The 17858-nt window shown below is 60.4% G+C and carries 16 protein-coding genes; 10 read left to right on the top strand and 6 right to left on the bottom strand.

The features are described 5' to 3' along the window. The first annotated feature begins 79 nt into the window (after positions 1 to 79). Both ACYVGC_RS03465 and ACYVGC_RS03460 read left to right on the top strand, forming a co-directional pair. The gene (locus tag ACYVGC_RS03465; protein WP_460582381.1) at positions 80 to 754 is read left to right on the top strand and encodes a carboxypeptidase-like regulatory domain-containing protein; all 675 of its coding nucleotides are present in this window, start codon (positions 80 to 82) and stop codon (positions 752 to 754) included. 86 nt (positions 755 to 840) lie between these two features. Then, positions 841 to 2235, top strand: coding sequence for an NAD(P)/FAD-dependent oxidoreductase (locus tag ACYVGC_RS03460; protein ID WP_460582380.1), 1395 nt, complete (start codon positions 841 to 843; stop codon positions 2233 to 2235). Positions 2236 to 2318: 83 nt separating this feature from the next. Here the strand turns inward: ACYVGC_RS03460 and ACYVGC_RS03455 are convergent, their stop codons facing one another. Then, entirely contained in the window at positions 2319 to 3743 is a 1425-nt protein-coding gene (locus ACYVGC_RS03455; protein ID WP_460582379.1) for an NADH-quinone oxidoreductase subunit N, read from the bottom strand. A 161-nt stretch (positions 3744 to 3904) separates the two neighbouring features. After that, positions 3905 to 5383, bottom strand: coding sequence for a complex I subunit 4 family protein (locus ACYVGC_RS03450; protein ID WP_460582378.1), 1479 nt, complete (start codon positions 5381 to 5383; stop codon positions 3905 to 3907). Between the two features lie 201 nt (positions 5384 to 5584). On the opposite strand from ACYVGC_RS03450, the gene mnmH reads away from it, so the two are divergent. The 6 genes from mnmH (at position 5585) to ACYVGC_RS03420 (ending at position 10296) form a co-directional block, all read left to right on the top strand. Continuing rightward, positions 5585 to 6622 carry a tRNA 2-selenouridine(34) synthase MnmH gene (mnmH, locus tag ACYVGC_RS03445; RefSeq protein WP_460582377.1) on the top strand — a complete coding sequence of 346 codons (1038 nt, stop codon included), beginning with the start codon at positions 5585 to 5587 and terminating at the stop codon, positions 6620 to 6622. Between the two features lie 197 nt (positions 6623 to 6819). Beyond that, on the top strand, positions 6820 to 7296 hold the full coding sequence (locus tag ACYVGC_RS03440; protein ID WP_460582376.1) for a hypothetical protein: 477 nt from the start codon (positions 6820 to 6822) through the stop codon (positions 7294 to 7296). Positions 7297 to 7338: 42 nt separating this feature from the next. Further along, on the top strand, positions 7339 to 7728 hold the full coding sequence (locus tag ACYVGC_RS03435) for a VOC family protein (RefSeq protein ID WP_460582375.1): 390 nt from the start codon (positions 7339 to 7341) through the stop codon (positions 7726 to 7728). 49 nt (positions 7729 to 7777) lie between these two features. Then, positions 7778 to 8836, top strand: a complete 1059-nt coding sequence (gene selD / locus ACYVGC_RS03430; protein WP_460582374.1) for a selenide, water dikinase — start codon at positions 7778 to 7780, stop codon at positions 8834 to 8836. A gap of 171 nt (positions 8837 to 9007) precedes the next feature. Beyond that, complete coding sequence (locus ACYVGC_RS03425; RefSeq protein WP_460582373.1) at positions 9008 to 9391, top strand: hypothetical protein; 384 nt, start codon at positions 9008 to 9010, stop codon at positions 9389 to 9391. Continuing rightward, the gene (locus ACYVGC_RS03420; protein WP_460582372.1) at positions 9388 to 10296 is read left to right on the top strand and encodes a nucleotidyl transferase family protein; all 909 of its coding nucleotides are present in this window, start codon (positions 9388 to 9390) and stop codon (positions 10294 to 10296) included. The genes ACYVGC_RS03425 and ACYVGC_RS03420 overlap by 4 nt, the downstream gene beginning before the upstream one ends. Positions 10297 to 10434: 138 nt before the next feature. On the opposite strand, the gene ACYVGC_RS03415 is transcribed toward ACYVGC_RS03420, so the two are convergent. Together ACYVGC_RS03415 and ACYVGC_RS03410 are read right to left on the bottom strand one after the other, a co-directional pair. Further along, a complete protein-coding gene (locus ACYVGC_RS03415; protein ID WP_460582371.1) occupies positions 10435 to 11832 on the bottom strand; it encodes a sensor histidine kinase in 1398 nt (465 codons plus the stop codon). Beyond that, positions 11816 to 12484 (bottom strand): response regulator transcription factor, encoded by a 669-nt coding sequence (locus ACYVGC_RS03410; RefSeq protein ID WP_460582370.1) that lies wholly within the window; start codon positions 12482 to 12484, stop codon positions 11816 to 11818. Before ACYVGC_RS03410 ends, ACYVGC_RS03415 begins: the two co-directional genes overlap by 17 nt. 268 nt (positions 12485 to 12752) lie before the next feature. On the opposite strand from ACYVGC_RS03410, the gene ACYVGC_RS03405 reads away from it, so the two are divergent. Beyond that, entirely contained in the window at positions 12753 to 13394 is a 642-nt protein-coding gene (locus ACYVGC_RS03405) for a Dps family protein (RefSeq protein ID WP_460582369.1), read from the top strand. A gap of 120 nt (positions 13395 to 13514) precedes the next feature. Here ACYVGC_RS03405 and ACYVGC_RS03400 read toward each other — a convergent pair whose 3' ends face one another. Continuing rightward, the gene (locus ACYVGC_RS03400; protein ID WP_460582368.1) at positions 13515 to 15686 is read right to left on the bottom strand and encodes a S9 family peptidase; all 2172 of its coding nucleotides are present in this window, start codon (positions 15684 to 15686) and stop codon (positions 13515 to 13517) included. A gap of 243 nt (positions 15687 to 15929) precedes the next feature. Here ACYVGC_RS03400 and ACYVGC_RS03395 point away from each other — a divergent pair, with 243 nt between their 5' ends. Then, complete coding sequence (locus ACYVGC_RS03395; protein ID WP_460582367.1) at positions 15930 to 16733, top strand: hypothetical protein; 804 nt, start codon at positions 15930 to 15932, stop codon at positions 16731 to 16733. A 139-nt stretch (positions 16734 to 16872) separates the two neighbouring features. Here ACYVGC_RS03395 and trpS read toward each other — a convergent pair whose 3' ends face one another. Next, on the bottom strand, positions 16873 to 17847 hold the full coding sequence (trpS, locus tag ACYVGC_RS03390; protein ID WP_460582366.1) for a tryptophan--tRNA ligase: 975 nt from the start codon (positions 17845 to 17847) through the stop codon (positions 16873 to 16875). Positions 17848 to 17858: the final 11 nt, after the last annotated feature.

Below are 17858 nucleotides of genomic sequence, written 5' to 3'. Positions count from 1 at the left end.
GCTGGTACCCAAAAGTACGACCAGCGCGGCGGGCAGGTTCGTATATTTGTTCTGTATCCTTTTGCTAACCCCGCCTCCTGTGAATAGCCGCCGTTTCCTTTTGCTACTGAGCCTGGTCGTGCTGACCGGGCTGTTGGCCGCGCCCCGTGCCTGGGCGCAGGGTAAGCGCCGGGTGGTGCAGTTCACGGGCATTGTGGCAAGCGGCGACAGCCTACTGGGCGTGCCCGGCGCGTCGGTGTACGTGCCTAAGGCCGGGCGCGGCACCACCACCAATGCCTACGGCTACTTCTCGACGCCCGTGCTGGCGGGCGACAGCATTGTAATACGCTCGCTGGGCTACCGCAACCAAACCATTGTGGTACCCGCTGATTATCAGCGCCAAAGCTTCTCGGTTATCATCTCCCTGAAGGAAGACCCTACCATCCTGCCCGATGTGCGGGTATTTCCCTACGCCACCGAAAAGGAGTTCAAGCGGGCCTTTCTGGCGCTGCGCATGCCCAACGAGCGGGGCTCGGCCGCGGCCGAAAACCTGAACGAGGACCTGATGCGCAAGATTTTCAACTCGCAGCCCATGGGCCCCACCGCCAACTACCGCCAGACGATGTCGCAGCAGCAGTACGACCTCGACCGCCGCATGGGTATTGCGCCTAACTTGCAGAGCAACAACCCGTTGCTGAATCCCTTTAGCTGGCTCAAGCTGGTGAAGCAGGTGAAGGATGGCGAGTTCAAGAAGAAGGAAGGCATTGATTACTAAGCACTATTGAAGCAAAATAGATAACCTCAACCAGGGTTTTCGGGTTAAGCAAGGTGGCAGTCAATTGCCACCTTTTGCTTTTTCTGATGGATACGAATCTTCCGGTTTCGGCGCAGCCGCGCGTAGTGATAGTGGGCTGCGGCTTTGGGGGCCTCAAGCTGGCGCAAGACTTGGCCGACGCGCCCGTGCAGGTAGTGATGGTAGACCGCAACAACTATCACAACTTCCAGCCGCTGCTCTACCAGGTGGCCACCGGCGCGCTCGAAGCTGATAGCATCGCCTACCCGGTGCGCAAGATTTTTGCGGGCCAAAAGAACTTCTACTACCGCATGGCGGATGTGCGCGGGGTAATGCCCGCCACCAACACGGTGCAGACGAGCATCGGGGATATCAGCTACGACTACCTGGTGATTGCGACCGGCTCGCTCACCAATTTTTTCGGAATTGAGAGCATCGAGAAAAACGCAATGCAGATAAAGAGCATTCCGAATGCCCTCAATTTGCGGAGCTTCATTTTCCAAAACTTCGAGCAGGCGCTACTCGAAACTGACCCCGATAAAAAGCAGGCGCTGCTGAATATTGTGGTGGTGGGCGGCGGCCCCACGGGCGTTGAAATCAGCGGTTCGCTGGCCGAAATGCGCAAGCACGTGCTCCCCAAGGACTACCCCGAGCTGGACCTGCAAAAGATGCAGATTTTCCTGGTAGAGGCTGGCCCGGCGCTGCTGGGCCCCATGTCGAAAGCCTCGCAGGATGATGCCAAGCGCTACATCGACGAGCTGGGCGTGCAGGTGCGCCTCAATACGGCCATCACGCGCTTTGAAGACGGCAAGGCGTACTACTCGGACACCGAGTTTATTCCGACCGAAAACATGGTGTGGGCCGCCGGTGTAAACGGGGCCGCCCTGCCCGGCCTGCCCGACGAGGCCGTGACCCGCAACAAGCGCCTGAACGTGAACCGCTGGAACCAGCTGCAGGGCCACACCAACATCTTCGCCATTGGCGACGTGGCCAACATGGTAACCACTGAGATGCCCAAGGGCTTGCCCATGCTGGCTCCCGTGGCCCAGCAGCAAGCCGCCTTGCTAGCCGAAAACCTCCAGCGCGCCATGCGCGGCGAAACGCCCAAGGAATTCAACTATATTAATAAGGGGGTGATGGCCATCATCAGCCGCAACAAAGCCGTGGTGGATATGCCCGGGAACGTGCATTTCAAGGGCTTTATAGGCTGGTTGGCGTGGCTGTTTATCCACCTGATTTTGCTGGTGGGCTTCCGCAACAAGGTGGTGGCGCTGGTAGACTGGGCCTTCAGCTACTTCAGCTCCGACCAGGCGCTGCGCCTGATTATCCGGCCCTTCAACCGCCGCGATATGAAGGACGACAAAGGCAAGCGCGCCGCCGAGCAAGCCACCGCCACCACGCAGTACAACCCCACGCCGCCCGCCATCCAGGAAAATGTGGGGCAGTCGGCCCCGGTTGCCTAGCTGCTCGAAGGCAATAAGCGCACAACGAAAAAAGGCCACTGCTTGCAGTGGCCTTTTTTCGTAACTAGTTGTCCGATAATAACTTATAGCAAGTTACTTAAGAAGCCAGGTAGGATACCCAGTACCAGCGTCATAATGGCCAGCAGCACCAGCGTGGCCGACTGAAAGCCATCGACCACAATCGGGGCATCGGCCCCTAGCTCAGCGGGGCGCATGTACATGGCAATTACGGGCCGCAGGTAGTAGTAGATGCCCACCATGCTCATGAGCACCGCGAACACCACTAGCCAGATGTAACCCTGAGCTACCACCGCCGTGAAAATGAAGAACTTACCAAAGAAGCCGCCCGTGAGCGGAATGCCGCCCAGCGAGAGCATGGCCACCGTCATCACAAAAGCCAGCAACGGGTTGGTACGCGCCAGGCCCGCGAGGCCGGCGTAGTCCTCACGCTGGCGCTGGTCCGACACGAGCTTGAGCACGCCGAACGCGGCCACTGTGGCGATGGAATAGGCCAGGCTGTAGAAGAAGATACCCTGCGCAGCGGGGCCGCTCAGCTGGCCGCGGCCGGCCACGAGGCCCAGTAGCAGGTAGCCGGCGTGGCTCACGCTGGAATAAGCCAGCATGCGCTTGGCGCTGGTTTGCACGGCCGCGCCCACGTTGCCGAGTAGCAGCGTAAGCACGCACATGGCCACGATGGTGGGCAGCCACACGGCGCTGGTGCCGGGCAGGGCCACCAGCAGCAGCTTTAAGAAAGCGGCGAAGCCGGCGGTTTTCACCACCGTGCTCATAAAGGCGGTGAAGAACGTGGGCGTACCCTCGTACACGTCGGGCGTCCAGAAGTGGAAGGGCGCGGCCGATACTTTAAAGCCGATGCCAATAACCATCATCAGCACACCCACATACAGCATGGATTGCAGGCTGGCATTGGCGGGCGTGGCAATGGCGGCGGCCAGCTCGTTGAGCTGAAAGGTGCCGGTAGCGCCGTACACCAACGCAATGCCGAAGAGCAGAATACCAGTGGCAAATGCGCCTTGCAGGAAGTATTTGAGGGCTGCTTCGTTGGAGCGCACGTTGCGCTTGTCGGAGCCCGCCAGGCAGTACATGCTGATACTCAGGATTTCAATGCCCACAAACAGCATGATGAGGTGGTTGTAGCTCACCATCATAATGGCGCCCACCAGCGAGAACAGCAGCAGCGAGTAGTACTCGGCCAGGTTGGGCTCGCCGGCCACCACATAGGAGCGCGAGAAGGGCAGCAGCACCAGCGCCGTGAGCAGCACAATGCCGCTGAAGGCCACCGAGTAGTTGTCCACGGTCAGCATCTGCGCCACGTAGGGCGAGTCGAACAAGCCCGCAATACTACCGGCGTGGTTCCAGTCGAGCAGGTTGACACCGAATACGAGGGCCAGCACCACCAGCGCAAACGGCAGCAGCGCCCGGTTGGAGCGCATAAAGCCTAAGAACAGGTTGATGATGCCGAAAGCGGAGAGGAGAACGATAGGGAGCATACTAGACTTCGAAGAAGAACGTCGCGCTGAAAAAAGAACGTCATGCTGAACGCAGTGAAGCATCTCTACCGCTTCGTTGAATTACTAACCTAGCGGCGTGGTAGAGATGCTTCGACAAGCTCAGCATGACGTTCTCGCCCGCTCAGCATGACAATAAGGTATTACCGGCCGACGGCCGTCAGGATGCTGCTGATAGTTGGCTCCGACAAATGCAGGAACGTACCGGGGAACAAGCCCAGCCAAAACACCAGCACGATAAGTGGGACAAACATGCCCAACTCGGCCCCAGTGAGGTCGGTTATCGTCTCAGAGTAAGCCGAATCGGGCCCGAGCATAGCGCGCTGATACATGCGCAGCAAGTACACGGCCGAGAAAATAATGGTGAGGCCCGCAATGGCCCCGGCCCACATGTTGAACTCGTACACGCCCGCCAGCAGCAGGAATTCGCCCACAAACCCGCCGGTGAGCGGCAGCGCCACGGTGCTCAGCAGCATGACGAGAAAGCAAACCGAGAGCAGCGGCGTGCGGCGCGTGAGGCCACCGAGGTCGGCCAAATCGCGGGTGCCGGTGCGGCGCTCAATGGCATCGGCCACCAGGAACATACCCACTACGTTCACGCCGTGGGCCAGCATTTGCACCACCGCACCTTGCAGGCCGATGGCTTTCAGCGAGAACACGCCGGCAATCATGAGGCCTACGTGCGAGAGCGACGAGTAGGCGATGAGCCGCTTCATGTCGCGCTGCCGGATGGCGATGATGGCGCCGTAGATGATACCGATAATGGCCAGCACCATCACCACCTGCTGCCACTGGCTCACGCCGAGTGGTACCACGGGCAGCAACCAGCGCAGGCAGCCGTAGATGCCCATTTTCAGCATGATGCCCGAAAGCAGCATGGTAGCCGGGGCTGGCGACTCGGTGTAGGTATCAGGTTGCCAGGTGTGGAAGGGGAAAATCGGCATCTTCACAGCGAAGGCGGCGAAGATGAGCCAAAACAGCCACGCCTGGTCGGAAGCAGCCAATTGCTTGCCCGCAGCATACATAGCCTGAATATCAGACGAATGCGCAGCCAGCGAGCCGGCCATTGGGCTGGTTTGCAGATACAGATACACGAAGCCGGCCAGCATAAACAGCGAGCCGATGATGGTGTACAGGAAGAACTTGAACGTAATCTGGATGCGGCGCTCATGGCGGCTCCAGGCCCCGGCCAGGAAATAAATCGGAATCAGCGCCACTTCCCAGAAGAAATAGAACATGAACGCATCCATGGCCGTGAACACACCCAACAGGCCGGTCTGCATAAACAGCACCAGGGCGTAGAACGCGCCGGGATTCTCGTATTCTTCGTGCCGGAAGGCGGTGGCCAGAATAATGGGCACTAGCACTGTGGTGAGCAGCACCAAACACAAGCTTAAGCCATCAATGCCGAGGTGAAAATTGATGCCCGCCGACGGTATCCAGCTGAGGTTGAGGTCGAAGCCGGCCGGCCCGTTGCGAACGTAGGCGATGGCCGCAAACACGGCCGCGGCCAATTCCAGGAAGGAAGCCCCCAGGGCCAGAGCGCGGGCCGCGCCACCTTTGGCGAAGTGCAGGAGGAGGGCGGCGGCAAGCGGGAAGAAGACGAGAAAAGCTGTCAGCATTAGCGAAAGCGTACGATAAGCCGGCCGGAAGCCCGGCGGGATTAGCGCGAATTAGCTGCAAACTTACTGCCCGCGCCGGGAAGGTGAGTTACCCGCAGAACGAAAAAGCGACGTTAAGGGCTGGTGGTGTCGCTGGCCCGCCCGTGGTTTGCACCCACCCGGCCGCTCGCCCCGTAAGTTTGACTATCCTATTACCTGCCCATGCCCCGCCACCCGATTACCGATTTTCTGACCGCCGCCGCTGGCCCCATCCTTGACGTACGCGCCCCGGCCGAGTATGCGCAGGGCCACATTCCGGGGGCGCTCAGCCTGCCGCTCTTCACCGATGAGGAGCGCGCCCGCATCGGCACCACCTATAAGCAGGTGAACCCCGACAAGGCCGTGCTGCTGGGCCTCGACTTCTTCGGCCCCAAAATGCGCACCATGGTGGAGGAGGCCCGCAAGCTGGCCCCTGGCCAGGAAGTGCGCCTGCACTGCTGGCGCGGCGGCATGCGCAGCGGGGCCGTGCAGTGGCTGCTGGAACTGGGCGGCCTGCACGTGAATCTGCTCGACAAAGGCTACAAAGATTACCGCCGCTGGGCCCTCGATGAGCTGGCCCGTCCGCACCAGCTGCGCGTGCTGGGCGGCTACACCGGCAGCGGCAAAACCGCCGTGCTCCACGCCCTCGCCGCCCAGGGCGAGCCGGTGCTTGACCTGGAGGGCCTGGCCAACCACCTGGGCTCGTCGTTTGGGGCGCTGGGCCAGCCGCCGCAGCCCACCCAGGAACAATTTGAAAACGACCTCGCCGCTGCGCTGGCCGCCCTGCCCACCGACCGCCCCATTTGGGTGGAGGACGAGAGCCGCAGCATCGGTAGCCTCACCCTGCCCACGTCCTTCTTTGCCCAAATGCAGGCCGCCCCACTGCTGGTGCTCAACGTGCCCCGCGAAGCCCGCGTGCAGTACCTAGCCGCCAACTACGGCCGCCAGGATGCCGCCGGGCTGGCCGCGGCCGTGCTGCGCCTGAGCAAGCGGCTGGGTGGCCTCGTTACTAAAGAAGCTCTCGGGGCCATTGCCGACAACGACATGCCCCGCATGGTGGACCTGGTGCTGGCCTACTACGACAAAACCTACGGCTACGGCCTCACCGGCCGCCCCGCCGTGACGGTGGCTACCGAGGGGGTAGATGCGGCGGTGAATGCGGCGCTGGTGCTGGCAACTGTAAAGAATAATGTTGCACAGCCAAGCACTTCATCGACTTAAGTAGCAGGTCTATGGGAATGATAGATTGCTCTAAGCATGGACTGCAAGAAGTTGCATGGACTTGTAAACACCTAGCGCAAAATTTATCAGAGAAACGATTTGTACCCCATCGCAAAGTGGGGGATAATTGCCTATGCATCTCCTGCTACAAGCGCACAGCCTCTTATTACTTCGCTGGTGTTCCATTATTAGGCTCTATGGCGAATATATATACTCGCTATCGCCCACGTGTCATGCATGGTAAATGCCTAGAATGTCTGAATGAAGCGGAATATTACGCCGCCAAACAAGCGGGCCAGAAATTGCCATTTATCGGCTATGAGTATACCCTGAATTGGTCGCACTTGGCAGAGGTAAAAATGTTAGAAGCGGCATTGCAAAGCAGTTTTGTCTTTCAACCAAGCCGTCGGCCATTTCATAGCGATTCTAGCTCGCTTCAGGTTTTACCAGGCAGCTTTACGGTGCCACTTGTTATCAGCATTTATTACATTACCGAGTCTACTGAGCAAGAAGCTATTATAGATTTTATCCATAACTTCTTTAATAACAGTGATTTTCCACAATGCAAAATTTACTTCTACGAAGCTGAGCGCTGGCATGAAGAAACAAGAAGTAATAGCCGCACTTACCAATACCTTGAAGGTGTACTACTTCGTGAAATAGTGGTATCGTAGGCAGGGGAAGTATTTCAATAAATTATTGAATATCAGTTATTTATGAATCAAAAGCTCCGAGTGGCGCGGCCAACCAATAACCTGGCCGCCCTGCGTCACTTCTACGTAGATGGCTTGGGCCTTAGTGAGTTGTATGCCTTTTCGGGCCACGATGGCTTCGATGGCCTGATCGTGGGCCAGCCGCAGGCCCCGTATCACCTGGAGTTTACCCAGCAGGTGGGCCACGCGGTGCCGCCCGCGCCCACGGCCGAAAACCTGCTGGTCTTCTACCTGCCCGAGCGTGCCACCTGGGAAGCAGCCGTAGCCCGGATGCAGGCGCACGGCTACCCGGCGGTGCCGGCCCACAATGCGTATTGGGACCGCCAGGGCCGCACCTTTGCCGACCCCGACGGCTACCGGGTGGTGTTGCAAAATGCCGCCTGGTCGATTTAAAAGAAAAACGACCGCTGGCCGGTTAGTACCTGCTTACGCCCTTCTACCTATGACGCCCGAACTCGACCAAATCCGCCTCACCCAATACAGCCACGGCGCGGGCTGCGGCTGCAAAATTGCGCCCAGCGTGCTCGACAAAATCCTGCACAGCAGCCTGCCCCAGCCCAACTATGACAACCTGCTGGTGGGCAACGGCAGCCGCGACGATGCGGCCGTGTACCGCCTGCCCAACCAGGCCGGCCAGTGCGTCATCAGCACCACCGACTTCTTCATGCCCATCGTCGATGATGCCTTCGACTTCGGGCGCATCGCCTCGGCCAATGCCATTTCCGACGTGTATGCTATGGGCGGGCGGCCGCTGCTGGCTATCGCCGTGCTGGGCTGGCCCATCGACAAGCTGCCGCCCGAGGTAGCGGCCCGCGTAACTGAGGGGGCCCGCGCCATTTGCGCCGAGGCGGGCATTCCGCTGGCCGGCGGCCACAGCATCGACTCGCCCGAGCCCATTTTTGGGCTGGCCGTGACGGGCCTGGTGAGCGAGCAAAACCTGAAGCGCAACGACACCGCCACTGCCGGCTGCCGCCTCTACCTCACCAAGCCGCTGGGCGTGGGCATTATGACCACGGCGCAAAAGCGCGAGATTCTGCGGCCCGAAGATGCCGACGTGGCCCCGGCCCAAATGCGCCAGCTCAACAAAATCGGGGCCGACCTGGGCGAGATTCCGGGCGTAAAAGCCATGACCGACGTCACGGGCTTTGGTCTGCTGGGTCACCTTTCGGAGGTGTGCGAAGGCAGTGATTTGCAAGCTGTTATTCAATACCTGCACGTGCCGCGCCTGGCCGCGGCCGAGCGCTACCTGCTGCAAGGCGCGGTGCCCGGCGGCACCATCCGCAATTTCCAGAGCTATGGCCACAAAATCGGCCAGCTCACCGACGAGCAGAAATTCTACCTCTGCGACCCCCAAACCTCGGGCGGCCTGCTGGTCTGCGTAGAGCCCGGCGCGGCCGAGGCGGCGGCCCAGGCCGTGTTTGCCCAGTACGGGCTGGCCCTGGAATGCTTTGGCGAACTGCAAGCTCACACCGAAGGTGAGCCGTGGATAGTGGTGGAGTAGGCGTAACCCTCGCAACGCACTATGGAAAGCAACAGCCCTGATTTTAAGTCGCTTCGCCCAGAGCTGGAGCCGCAACTGAGCAGGGCTGAGCAGCGCTACCCGCGAGTAGTACAACTACTAACTGCGTACGACGCCGCCAGCGACTAAGGTGATGAGGCCGGGATAAAGGTGGTGCTTGAGCATCTTAAGGAGCTGATTGATAGGGAGGTTTCCGAAAGTGACTTGTTTGAATACTACGAAAGCGGCAGTAAAGAAGAACTGGCTTTTCGACTCTCGCTGCCCCCGCCGGTGCGGGTTGAAAATATAACGAAGGATGAAGTAGCCGAACTTATCAATCGACTCACCAACCCGTTTGAAGAACCGACCAAATCGTGGCAGAACCTGTCGTTTGTCGAACAATTAAGTCAGTTTTACCTGCATGATTATTACCACGAATTGCTGAAGCTAAATTGCTTCGGCAGTTATAGTTACAAGTATTTCAACCGGCAGAAAAGAAAGGACGGCACGTACTACGAACTGACTCCTGCCGAAATTACAGCCCGATTCTTGGCATGAGTTTGCTCGTCGGAAAACAAGAATCGTGTAACGAGCAACGAATAACCGGCCGGCTGGCGCCCACGCCCAGCGGCTACCTGCACCTGGGTAACGCTGTCAATTTCGTGCTTACCTGGCTGCTGGTGCGCCAGGCCGGCGGCACGCTGCACCTGCGCATCGACGACCTTGACCGGGCCCGCCTGCGCCGCGCTTACCTCGACAATGTATTTGAGGTAATTGATTGGTTGAAAATTGATTATGACTATGGGCCAACTGGCCCCGATGAGTTCCTGCGACACCACTCGCAGCTGCTGCACTTGCCCGAGTATAACCAAGCGCTGCGGCGGCTAGCGCACCAGCCGGGCTTGCTCTACGGTAGCCCCCGCTCGCGCATGGGCGGGGCCGCCGCGCCCGTACCGCTAGCAACGCCTGGCGCAGCCTGGCGGGCGCGGGTGCCGGCAGATACCGGCATCCAGTGGGCCGATGGTGGGCAAGGAGCCGTGCGCGTACCGCTGGCCGTCGCAATGCCCGATTTTGTGGTGCGCAAAAAAGATGGCGTAGTTGCCTACCAGTTGGCTTCAGTAGTAGACGACCTGCGGCTGGGCACCACGCTCCTGGTGCGCGGCCACGACCTACTGCCCAGCACAGCGGCGCAGCTATGGCTCGCCAATCAAGTTTCTGATTTAAAGAAGTTTAACCAGCAAGGTATTCAGTTCTTTCACCACAACTTGCTCACCGATGCCGCGGGGCAGAAGCTGAGCAAATCGACCCAGTCGGCGGGCGAAACCGGCATCCTGGGCCATCCGGCGGGCCCGGCGGTGGTGTGCCAGGCAGTGGCCCGGCTGCTGGGCCTGCCGCCCGACGCCGGCGAGTCGCTCGCCACGTTGCAGGTGGCTTTAGCTGAGTTACTTATTGATAATCAATAGATTGTTAAATATTCTAAATCGTTGTTCCGGTCCGCCGGCGAAGCCGGCGGACCGGTTGACGTATGCGCCACTCGGCCAGTCGTGCGGGCATCGCGCCCGTTAACCGGCGTACGTAGCCTGACTTAGCAACCGCAGTAGCTAAGCCGGAAAGCGCAGCGTAAATGCCGTGCCCTGCCCCAGCGCACTCGCCACCGCCAGCTCGATGCCCAGGAGCGTGCTGGCCTTGGCCACGATGGACAAACCCAGGCCAGTACCCCCGATGTGCTTGTGGCTCAGGGCATCGGAGCGGTAGAGGGGGTCGAAAATCTTGTCCAACTCCTCGGGCCGGATGCCGATGCCCTCATCATTGATAGTGCAGCAAAGCCACTGGCCGGCCCGTGCCAGCACCACCGTAATAGCCGAGCCGGCCGGCGAATACTTAACGGCATTGGCCAGCACATTGTCCAGAATCAAATCGACCAGGTAGGGGTCGGAGGTGATGGGGGTGGGGTCGGGGTCCTGCACCTCTATTCGGATGTGTTTGTTGCTGAGGCTATTGCGGTGGCGGTGCAGCACGTCGTGCACGCAGCTCCCTACGGCCAGCTCGCGGTGATTGAGAGCCTTGGCGTGGTTCTCGAAGCGGGCCAGCAGCAGCAGCTGGTCCACGAGGTGAGTGAGGCGGTCAATTTCCTGAATGCCGAGCGAGATATTCGCCACGTACTCGGGCACCGTGCGGGGCTTGCGCACCAGCACTTCCAGGGTGCCCCGCAGCACGGCCAGCGGCGTGCGCAGCTCGTGCGAGGCATCAGCGGTAAACTGCTTTTCGCGCTCCACGGCCTGCTCCACGCGGTGCAGCAGGCCGTTGATGGCGCTGGCCAGCGTGTGTAGCTCATCGGGGCGCGGCGGCAGGGCCACGCGCTCGGCCAGGTTGGTGCGCGTGATGCGGTTGGTGGCCGCCGTAATCTGCGTGATGGGCGCAATGCTGCGCCCCGCCAGCCCCCGCGCCAGGCCGAAGAGCACCAATAGCACCACCGGAAACGACCCCAGCAGCACCATTTTCAAGCTATTAAGCACGTGCTGCGCCGCCTCCGACGAAATGGCTGCCAGCAGGTAGCCCACCGTGGCCCCGCCCCGCGCCACCGGCACTTGCAGCTGCCGCAGGGCCTTGCCGCGCAGCTCCGAGTTGCGGGGCGCGTGCCAGCCCGGCGTGGCGTCAAAGGCCAGCTGGTCGGCCTTGAGGTTGGGCGAGCGGTCGGTGAGGTGCCCGCGCGCGTCGTTCACCTGAATAAAAACCGGGTCTACCTGCACCTCCAGATGCTCGCGCTCCTCCCACTCGCTGCGGTTGGCAAAGCGGATGGTGGGGCCCGCTACCGCCAGCTCGCCCATGTGCTTGGTGGCCTCAAAGCGCAGGTTGCTGTCGAGGTCGGTATACACGCGGTGGCGCACCACCCCAAACACTACCAGGTACACGGCCGCCACCAGCGCGGCGGTGGCCAGCATGTAGTGCAGGGCAATGCGGTCCTTAAAACGCAGGCTCATGTTAGTCGCGGGCGACATAGCCAATGCCGCGAATAGTGTGCAGGTATTCCTCTTCTTTACTGAGCTTTAGCTTCTTACGCAGCGCGTTCATGTACACGTCGAGCACGCCGGTGTTGTACTCAAAGTGAATGTCCCACACGTTTTCGATAATGCTTTGGCGGCGGCACACCTTGCCTTTGTGGCGCAGCAGGTACTCCAGCAGCGCAAATTCTTTCTGGGTAAGGGCAATTTCCTCCCCGTTTTTGTGCACCTGATGGGTGCCCACGTCGAGCATAATCGGCCCCACCCCAAACTGCTCCAGCGGCCCGGCCGCCGCGGGCCGCAGCTGCACCCGAATGCGCTCCAGCAGCTCCTCAAAGTGAAACGGCTTCTTGATGTAGTCGTTGGCCCCGGCTTGCAGGCCGGCCACGGTATCGGCCACGGTGTCTTTGGCGGTGAGAAAAAGGATGGGGGCCGCCATGCCTTGGGCGCGCAGCTGCCGGCACACTTCCAGGCCGGTGAGGCCGGGCAGCATCCAGTCGATGAGCAGCAGGTCGTAGGGCTGGGTGAGGGCGCGGGCCAGGCCGTCGGGGCCGTTGTCGGCCACGTCCACCAGGTAGGCTTCCTCCTCCAGCCCCTGCTTCACAAACCGGGCAATACCAGGCTCGTCTTCAATCAATAACAGTTGCATTGCCATACCAAGATAGAAGCTAAGCTATAAAAGTTGCCGATGAGATGCTACGCACTGTTGCGGTGCAGCTAGTACTCGTTGCTGAGCCGGTAACGGCCCCGCGCGCCGGTTGGATGCTGGCGTGCCCGCAAGGGGCTATTTTTTAAGCATATTTTAATTATTTCCTAAGAAAGTCATAAGGCACTGGCCCGTTGAAGGACCAGTTAATCAAAAGTAGGCCACAGTTTTTCAGCGCTACTTACCTTTTACCTCTCTTCAATTTTTACAGATGAAACTATATTTCCTGGCCGCCGCGGTGGCCGTGCTGGCCCTGAACGCCCCCCGCGAAGCCGCCGCCCAAAACCGGCGCTCGGCCCCCGCTGCCGCCGGCACTATGGCCCCCGACAACACCCCCACGCCGCCCGCCGACCCCACCGGTAAGCTCGACTACCGCAACCCCGCCGCCGACGCCCAAATCCCGGTAGAAGTCGATAAGCGCAAGCCCGTCACCGACGACCTGCAAGCCACCGTAGTGGAGCTGCTGGAGCTGTTTCACGAGTCCAAGCAGAGCCACTGGAACCTACGCGGCCCCCTTTACCTGCCGCTGCACGAAAAGCTGCAAGAAAACGCCGACGAGTACCGCAAGTACGCCGACCTGCTGGCCGAGCGCGTGCTGCAAGTGGGCAACCCCATCGACGGCCGCACGGGCGTAGTGGCCGCCACGGCCAACCTGGGCGATTTCCCCGGTGGCTATCTCTCAGACAAGCAAGTGCTTATCCTAATGACCGAGCGCATTACCACCGTGGCCAAGCGCGTGCGCCAGCGCATCGACCACCTCAGCAAGGTAGATGAGGTGACTTCCAACCAGCTGCAAGAGTTGAGCTACGCCCTCGATAAGCAAGTGTGGCAGTTCCGGGTGCACATGCAATAGTTTGGTTATAAAGACAATAGGCTATAAAAAAGGCCCCGTTTCCAACCTGGAAGCGGGGCCTTTTTATCGATAAACGCCATCCATCTAGTTGAACAGCATTCGCATCTTATCAGTGAAATTCTACCGCCCGCCGGGCGGGCAGTTATCCTTCAAAAACTTGGTATAGGTGCTGGACAGGTGGCGGCTGGTGCCCTCGCCCTCCGAAATGCCGTGAGTGCGGTTGGGGTAGCTCATCAGCTGGAACGTTTTGTTGTTCTTAACCAGCTCGTTAATCATCTGCTCGGCGTTGTTGTAGTGCACGTTGTCGTCGCCGGTGCCGTGAATGAGCAGTAGGTTGCCGCGTAAGTCTTTGGCGTGGGCCAGCGGCGAATTATCTACAAAGTAGTGCTTGTCCTCGGGCAGCAGGCCCATGTAGCGCTCCTGGTAGATGTTGTCGTAATTGAGCTGGTTGTCAACGGCCGCAATGGAGATGCCCGTCTTGTAGATTTTCGGGTATTGCATCAGCAGGCTGAGCGTAGACGAGCCGCCGCCGCTCCAGCCCCACACCGCCACGCGGCTGGTATCTACGTAGCTGTTTTTCAGCACTTCCTGCGCGCCCAGCGCCTGGTCGCGGATGTTGAGTGCGCCGATGTTGTGGTAAATAGCCTTTCGGAACTCGCGGCCGCGCGGGGCGGGCGCGCCCCGGTTTTCGAGCGAGGCGTAGATGTAGCCATCATCGGCCATGTTGCCCTGGTAGAGGCGGTTGGCCCCCGTACCAAAGCGGTCGGTTACGGTCTGGCTGGCTGGCTCGCCGTATACGTAAAATACAATCGGGTACTTCTTCTTGGGGTCGAAGTTGGTGGGCTTCACCATCCAGCCGTCCAGGGTCACGCCATCGGCCGTTTTCACCTGGAAAAACTCCGTTTTGGGCACCTTAAAGCCGGCGGGTACCTGGGGCTTTTCGCCGCCGCTCAGGCGCTGGTGGGCGGGCAGGCTCACCACGTCGGCCACTGGCAGGCTGGCGGCGCTGGAGTAAGTATGAAGCGCAATTTTGCCGTTGGGCGAGATGTCGTAGTTGTTGGAGCCGGCCTGCTCGGCGGGCGTTACGCGCTCGGCCTTGCCGCCCTTCAGCGCCACCTTGTAGAGGTAGGTCTGGGTAGCGTTGGCCGGCGAGGCCATAAAGTAGATGGTGCCCGTAGCCTCGCTGATGGTTTCGACGCTGATAACGTCGTAGTTACCAGGCGTTAGCAGCTGCTCTTTGCCGGTGCGGTCGATGGCGTAGAGGTGGCGCCAGCCATCTTTTTCGCTGGCCCACACGAAGCGCTTTTCACCCTCAATCCAGTTCCAGCCCACGGCCCCGTCCTTGGCATCAACCCAGGCCTTGTCAGTTTCGCTGTAAATCGGCTTGGCCGCCCCGGTGGCGGTGTTCACCAGGATAATGTTACTCTCATTTTGGCGCCGATTGAGCTGCTGCACAATGAGTTCGCTCGGGCCGGCCCACTCCATGCGCGGCAGGTAGTGCTGCACGGCATCGCCCGGAATATCCATCCACTTGGTAGCGCCGCCGGCCACCGGCACCACGCCAATGCGGGCGCGGCTGGGGTCCTGGCCCACCACGGGATACTCCACGGGCACGGTGTAGGGGTAGAGCTGCTCGGTAGTGTTGAGCATCAGGTAGTTGCGTGTCTTGGTCGCGTCGAGCTGCCAATAGGCCAGGCTCTGGCCGTTGGGAGCCCAGCGGAAGCCATCGCGGCAGTCCAGCTCCTCCTCATACACCCAGTCGAAGGTGCCGTTGATGAGGCGGTCGGTGCCGTCCTGGGTGAGCTGGGTAATGGCGTGGTCGGCCAGGTTCTCTACAAATAGGTTGTGCTCGCTCACGTAGGCCACCTTGCTGCCATCGGGTGAAAACTTAGCAAACATCAGCGACGACTCAGGTCGTCCTTTGCCCAATTGGCTCAACTGCTGGTTGTTACGGTTGTATACCCAGTAGTCGCCGCGGGTGTCGTAGCGCCATACTTTCTTGGTGTTGGTGTTGAGCAGCACCAGCTTGCCATCGTCAGACAGCGAGAAGCGCCGCACTTTGAGCGGGGCGGTGGCCCCCTGGGGCGTGAGCTGCTGCTTGCTGAGGATGGTGAGGGGCTGGCCCGTTTTGCGGGCGTCGAGCTGCACTATTTCGTCCTTTTCTACCCGCAGGTAGCCGTAGCCGTCTTTGGTCCACTGGGTGCCGGGGCCAACCTGCGCCCATGCGGCGCTCGTGCCGGCCAGTAAAAGGGCCGCTGCCACGCCCGCCTGGCGGACTGTGTGCTGTATCATGTTTCGAAAATAAGGAGGTTTGGAGGGTTGAAAGTAAGGCCGGCGCGGCCGTCGTGGCCGATTTGGCTGCGCCCCTGCCTGCCTTGCGGCGCAAGGACACGGGTAGCAGACTCAGGGTGGCTTGGCCAGAAGGAATAATGGCCGCCTACCAGCCGGCCCACAACCGCCATCGCGCTAGCTTGCGTACTTCGTAAAGCGGTGCCGCTCGCTCAGAGCGCGCCGCTCCTCACTTATTCGGTACCAATGGCTAAATCTGCTGCTTCCCCCGCGCCGGCTCCTCCCACCGACCAGCCGGCTCCTCGCAAAAAGACTGCCCGCCCCAAAAAAGCCCCCGCCGCGCCCCCAGCGGCGGCCGCTGCCCCCGAGGCCCTGCCGCCCGACCGCCTCTACCTCATTGCCGAGGGCCTGCGCGAAAAGTCGAGCGCCAAGCAGGCCATCTTCCGGGCCACGCAGGCGGCCTTCACGCTGTTGCGCCAGGTATCGCAGCAGTTGTGCCTGGAGCTGACCCAAAAAGTAACCACCGATGCCGACGCCAGCGTGCGCATCGAGTGCCTGCCCGTCAATGAGATGGAGTTTCACATCCGCTTTTCGGGCGACTTACTGGTGTTCGTGATGCACTCCAATATCGTCACGTTTCCCGACGATTTTGGCCCGCTCACCACGCCCTACGTGGCGGCCGATTTTCGGCGGCGCTTCTTTGGCCACATCATGGCCTACAACTTCATGGCCGATAGCATTCGCTACCAGCGCCTCAACGACCCCGGCTACCTGCTGGGCCGCCTGCTCATCAACATCGACAGCCACTACTTCCTCGAAGGCGTGCAGCAACTAGAGTTGCCCGGCAACGACATGAGCCACAACGCGGTAACCGCCGAGTCGCTGCGCCTTTTCGTGGAAAGCGCCATGATTGCGGCCGTCAACAACGACCTCATCGCCCCGCCGCTCCCCGAAATCCAGAAAATCAGCGTCAAGCAAAAGCTGGAAAACCAGCAGGTAAGCCGCGGCAGCAAGGTGGGCTTCAGCTTTTCCAACCAGCAGCAGTTTTAACTGTTTGTCATTGCGCGCGCAACGCAGTGGAGCGCGGCAATCTTTCCTTGGTCGTCCTTATCATTAGAATTACCAACCCAAGCGTGAAGGAAAGATTGCCGCGCTCCACTGCGTTGCGCGCGCAATGACAAGCTATTGGTTACCGGCCATACCCCACCTTTTGGCGCACCTTGGCCAGCACACCCGCGCCATACTCCTGCGCCCGCCGGGCCCCGATGGCTAGCTGCGCATCAATCTCGGGCAGGTTGTTCAGGTAGAAGTTAAACTGCTCGCGCTCCGTAGCGAAGCGCTTCAAAATCAATTCGTAAAGCTCCTGCTTGGCGTGGCCGTAGCCGTAGCCGCCGGCCTCGTAGCGCTGGCGCAGGTCGGCGGTTTCGGCGGGCGTGGCCAGCAGCGAGTACAGCTTGAAGGTGACGTCGGTAGCGGGGTCTTTGGGGGCTTCGAGCGGCGTGCTGCTCGAAATAATGGTTTTGATGGTCTTCAGCAGTTCCTTCTCGGGTGCAAACACGTCGATGGTGTTGCCGTAGCTCTTGCTCATCTTCGCGCCGTCGGTGCCGGGAATGGTCATCAGCTCGGCATCGACGCGGGCCAGGGGCGGCACCAGCGTATCGCCGTAGCGGCTGTTGAACGCGTGGGCAATGTCGCGGGCTATTTCGAGGTGCTGCACCTGGTCTTTGCCCACCGGCACAATGTCGGCGTCGTAGAGCAGAATGTCGGCCGCCATGAGCACCGGGTAGGTGAAGAGGCCAGCGTTCACATCCGACAGCTTATCACTCTTATCCTTGAAGCTGTGCGCGTTAGCCAGCATCGGGTAGGGCGTGAAGCACGATAAATACCAGGTCAGCTCGGTCACCTGTGGCACATCAGACTGCCGGTAAAACAGGTTTTTTGCGGTGTCGAAGCCGCAGGCCAGCCACGCCGCTGCCACGGCGTAGGTGTTGGCGCGCAGCAGCGCCGGGTCGCGCACGGTGGTGAGAGAGTGCAGGTCGGCGATGAAATACAGCGAATCGTTGGCCGGGTTTTTCGACAGCTCGATAGCCGGGAGAATGGCGCCGAGCAGGTTGCCGAGGTGCGGCCGGCCGGTGCTCTGGATGCCGGTGAGTATGCGGGACATGCGAATAATTA

It is taken from the genome of Hymenobacter arcticus (assembly GCF_054779975.1).
The sequence above is the reverse complement of the archived record's forward strand: the minus strand, read 5'-3'. Positions and strand labels throughout refer to the sequence as shown.